Raw genomic sequence first — 4,777 nt, 5'->3', positions numbered from 1 at the left:
CCGGTAAATTACTAATCTTTTTTAATTTTTCTTTTTCTGTTATATATTTTTTTAATAATATTTTTTTTTCTTTTATTATTTTTTGAGAAGGATTAATAAAAATATTATTATTAATGCTATCTAAAATAATATAATCATTAGTTTTAACTTTTTTTGTAATATTACCAGTACCAACAATTGCAGGTATTTCTAATGAACGGGCCATTATAGCTGTATGAGATGTTTTACTTCCTAAATCAGTAACAAATCCTAAAATTTTTTTTAAATTTAATTGTGCTGTTTCTGATGGAGTAAGATCTTCTGCAATTAAAATTACTTTTTCGTTTATATCATTTAAATTAACAATACTCAAATTTAAAATATTTTTTATTAAACGATTACCTATATCTTTAATATCAGTTGCTCTTTCTCTTAAATATTGATCACTTAAATTTTGTAATATTTTAATTTGAGATTTTATAACAGAATTTACTGCAGCATCAGCTGTTAAAAAATTATTTTTTATTAGTAAAATAACTTCTTTTGTCATCTCTTCATCTTGAAGTAAGAGAATATGTCCATCAAGAATTGATTTTTTTTCGGAATTATCTTTTTTAAGTAATTTGATTTTTATATACTCTAGTTGTTCTATAGATTTTTTTTGACTATTTAAAAATTTATTAATTTCTATATCTATTTGATTATCAGTAATTTTTTTATGATTAATAATAATATTATCTATTTTAAATAAAAATGCTTTACCAAATGAAATGCCAGGAGAAGCTAAAATTCCTGAAATCATATTTTTACCTCTAATGTATTAAAATTACATATTAAATATATATTAAAATATATAAAATAATTTTATAAAATTAATAAAATATTTAAAATTAAATTTTTTATGAAATTTAATAATTTATTTATAAATTTTGAATAATATTAGATAAATGTTCAATAGCTTTTTTTTCATCTTTTCCAGAAGTTTTTAAAATAATTAAAGTTCCTTTAGTTAATCCTAATGTTTGTATTTTAAATAAACTTTTAGCATTTACTGTTTTACTATTAGATGTAATAGTAATATCAGAGACAAAATTTTTAGCTTCTTTTACAAAAGAAGCTGCAGGACGAGTATGAAAACCATGAATATTATTAATAATAATTTCTTTTTGTAACATTATTTTTCCCTAAATTTTAATATTTTTAAATAAATTTATATAATTTAAATAATAAAATTTATTTTATTTATAATAAATTATAATAAATTATAATTATAAATTATATAAATAATTATGATATATTTAAAATATTTTATTTAATAAATAACATAGATAAATTATCTTGGCTAGTAAATTAATTAAATAACAATTTATTAAAATTTACTTATTTTAAAAATAAAAATTTTTTAAATAAATTTTGTTATATATAACAATATATATAATTATTTAAAAACCTTTATAAGGTCTATTAAAATGAATACAAAAATTTTTGATAAAAATTTTAATAAAAATAATATTTCTATTAAAACTATTTTATCTCTTATAAAAGAATATAATACCCCATTTTGGTTGTATTGCGCCGAAAATATAAAAAATAAAATTTTACAACTAAAAAAATTTGATATAATTAGATTTGCACAAAAATCTTGTTCTAATATAAATATTTTAAAATTAATGAGATATGAAGGAGTTAAAGTAGATGCTATTTCATTAGGAGAAATAGAGAGAGCTTTAATAGCTGGGTATAATCCAAAAAATATAAATGATATTGTTTTTACATCAGATGTTTTTGAAAAACATACATTAAAACGTATTATTTCTTTAAATATTACTGTTAATATCGGATCAATAGATATGTTACATCAATTAGGTAAAATATCTAAAAATCATAATATATGGTTAAGGATTAATCCAGGTTTTGGTAATGGTTATAATAAAAAAACAAATACAGGAGGAGAAAATAGTAAACATGGTATTTGGTATGAAGATTTAAAAAAATCTGTTTTTTTAATAAAAAAATATAATTTAAATTTAATAGGAATACATATGCATATAGGTTCCGGGGTAAATTATAAACATTTACAGAAAGTATGTGATTCTATGTTATTAAATGTATTACAACCATATATGCCAAAAATTGATATTATTTCTGCAGGTGGAGGATTACCAATACCTTATAAAAAAACTGATAGTATAGTAGATACTAATCATTATTTTAATTTATGGGATAAAACAAGAAATATTCTTAGTAATTTTTTTAAAAAAAATATAAAAATAGAAATTGAACCGGGAAGATTTTTAGTTGCTGAATCAGGTATATTAATTTGTCAAGTATGTGCTATAAAAATTATTAAAAATAAAAGATTTGTTTTAGTTAATATTGGTTTTAATGATTTAATTAGACCTGTAATGTATGGTAGTTATCATTACATATCTGCAATTTCTTCTAAAGGAAGAGATATGTCTAATGATTATAAGATTAAAACTATTATAGCAGGTCCTTTATGTGAATCAGGAGATATATTTACCCAATTAGAAAACGGAGAAATTAATTTTTTTATGTTACCAAAAGTTAATATTTATGATTATTTAATTTTTCATGATACTGGAGCATATGGTTCATCAATGTCTTCTAATTATAATAGTAGACCTTTAATTCCAGAAATTCTAATTGAAAATAATATTCCTAAATTAATAAGAAGACGTCAAAAAATAGAAGAATTAATTAATTTAGAATTATGTTAAAAGTTTATTTAAATAATTTATTTAAATATTTTTTTTTAATATAAAAAGCTTTAGGATAAATATATAAAAATTTTCCATTTTGATCAATTGTTCTAGTTAATTTTTTTTTACTATTTTTATTTTTAACTAATAAAATATCACCATTATAATAATTAATTTTTTTTAGTTGTCCTATAATTAATAATTTTATCAAATTATTCCAATCATTATTTAATTTAACTTTGTCATTAAAAGATGGCTTCCAAAAAAAAGGATCTCCTATTTGTTTGTTAAAAACATAAGTATTTATATTATTAGTAATAATAGGTACCCATAAAATTTTAGATATTTTTTTATTTAGTTTTTTTTTATAAAAAGATAAATTATTTTTAATTAATAAAGGAAAAGAACAAATAAAACAATCATTTAAAACTTTTTTTTTTAAATTTATAGTAATTGTTTTAATTTCTATTCCAAGATATGGAATATCTTGATTTAATTTATTGTTTTTTTTTTCTCCTGTTAAATAATATTCAATTAATTTTCCTATAATTCCTTTATCTTTTATAGAATTATTATTTACTGGATAATTCAACCATTTTATAAGATCAATAATATAATAACCAGTTATTAATTTTGCTCTTAAAAATAAAATATTTTCATTTAATATAATTGTAGAAAAAATTTTTTTCATATATAAATATATTTATTAATTAATGTTTATATAATAATTTTAAAATTTTATTTAATAAAATAATTTAAAAATTTCAAAATATTTAAAAATCAAATTAATTAAGATTTAATATTAAAATCATAATTTTAATATATAATTATATTGTATGTTTTTTTAAAAACAATATATAATATTTATCAATACTAAAAATTAATATTTAGATATGTAATTATCTTTTAATATAAAATTTTATTTTTTATAAAAATATAAATATGTTTACAATTTATTATTCAAATAATATTGATATTTTATTAAATTTAATAAAAATTCAAATTAAAAAATATCCTTTAAAAAAAATATTAGAACAGGAATTAATAATATGTGAAAATTATAAAAATTTTTCTGAATTAATAAAAATTAAATTTTCTAATATATTAGGAATATATGGAAATATAAATTTTATTAATTTTAATAAATTTATTTGGAATATATTTAAAATAATAATTCCTAATTTAAGTAAAAATGATTTTTTATATAAGAAAAAAATTGTTTGGTTAATATTTTTATTAATTCCAGAATTATTATCTACAATAGAATTCAAAAATTTTAGAAAAAATTTTAAATATAAAATTAAAGATACTAAATATTTATTTCAATTATCAGAAAAAATATCTGATTTATATGATCATTATCAAAAACATAAACCAGAATTATTATTGATGTGGGAAAAAAACAAAATTGAACCTTTATTAAAAAATAAACATCAAATATGGCAAGCAAAATTATGGCAAACATTATTAATTTACTATAAAAATATTTTGCATAGAAAATTATGGCATTATGGTAAATTATATGATTTTTATCAAAAAAATAAAAAATACAAAAATTTTAAATATGACTTTTTACCAGAAAGAGTATTTATTTTAGACATACAAAATATACCTTTAATATATTTAAAATTATTAAAAAAATTAGAAAAATATATAGAAATACATATTTTATTATATATTCCTTCCAAATATTATTGGGATAATTCTTTTTATTATAAAAAGAATCAAAAAATTAATTTTAATAAATTACTATTTTTATGGGGAAATTATATTTTAGATAATATTAATAAATTGGTAGATTTGTCATCTAGATATATTGAAACATTTATAAAATATAATAATGTAAGTTTATTAAACTACATTAAAAATGATTGTTTATATGTAAAAGAAAATAATATAAATTTTAAAAAAAAAAAAAAAATACACTATTTAGATAAGTCTATACAAATTAATATTTGTGAAGATTTTTATACAGAAATAAAATTACTATATAATAATATATTATATACTTTTAAAAAAAATCAAAATTATTTTTTACATGATATAATTGTTATTTCTCCTAAATTAAAATTATA

5 protein-coding genes are annotated in these 4,777 nt (G+C 16.4%); 2 read left to right on the top strand and 3 right to left on the bottom strand.

Annotated elements, in window-relative coordinates; all coding sequences use genetic code 11:
* Together GJT96_RS02430 and GJT96_RS02120 are read right to left on the bottom strand one after the other, a co-directional pair.
* Positions 1-781, bottom strand: a 781-nt coding sequence (locus GJT96_RS02430; RefSeq protein ID WP_247646083.1) for a phosphoenolpyruvate-utilizing N-terminal domain-containing protein, incomplete at its 3' end; no start/stop codon positions are given.
* A gap of 118 nt (positions 782-899) precedes the next feature.
* Positions 900-1,154 (bottom strand): HPr family phosphocarrier protein, encoded by a 255-nt coding sequence (locus tag GJT96_RS02120; RefSeq protein ID WP_169780553.1) that lies wholly within the window; start codon positions 1,152-1,154, stop codon positions 900-902.
* Positions 1,155-1,448: 294 nt separating this feature from the next.
* On the opposite strand from GJT96_RS02120, the gene lysA reads away from it, so the two are divergent.
* On the top strand, positions 1,449-2,720 hold the full coding sequence (gene lysA, locus GJT96_RS02115) for a diaminopimelate decarboxylase (protein ID WP_169780552.1): 1,272 nt from the start codon (positions 1,449-1,451) through the stop codon (positions 2,718-2,720).
* 4 nt (positions 2,721-2,724) lie between these two features.
* On the opposite strand, the gene GJT96_RS02110 is transcribed toward lysA, so the two are convergent.
* The gene (locus GJT96_RS02110; protein WP_169780551.1) at positions 2,725-3,393 is read right to left on the bottom strand and encodes a MutH/Sau3AI family endonuclease; all 669 of its coding nucleotides are present in this window, start codon (positions 3,391-3,393) and stop codon (positions 2,725-2,727) included.
* Between the two features lie 251 nt (positions 3,394-3,644).
* On the opposite strand from GJT96_RS02110, the gene GJT96_RS02105 reads away from it, so the two are divergent.
* On the top strand, positions 3,645-4,777 hold a 1,133-nt coding region (locus GJT96_RS02105), incomplete at its 3' end, for an exodeoxyribonuclease V subunit gamma (protein WP_169780550.1).

The sequence above is a fragment of the Enterobacteriaceae endosymbiont of Donacia piscatrix genome (assembly GCF_012569525.1).
Classification (GTDB): Bacteria; Pseudomonadota; Gammaproteobacteria; order Enterobacterales; family Enterobacteriaceae.
This window is presented reverse-complemented; position numbering and strand designations above follow the sequence as displayed.

Coding starts and splice junctions, on each gene's coding strand:
- GJT96_RS02120 (WP_169780553.1), bottom strand. CDS start 1,154: ATGTTACAAAAAGAAATTATTATTAATAATATTCATGGTTTTCATACT.
- lysA (WP_169780552.1), top strand. CDS start 1,449: ATGAATACAAAAATTTTTGATAAAAATTTTAATAAAAATAATATTTCT.
- GJT96_RS02110 (WP_169780551.1), bottom strand. CDS start 3,393: ATGAAAAAAATTTTTTCTACAATTATATTAAATGAAAATATTTTATTT.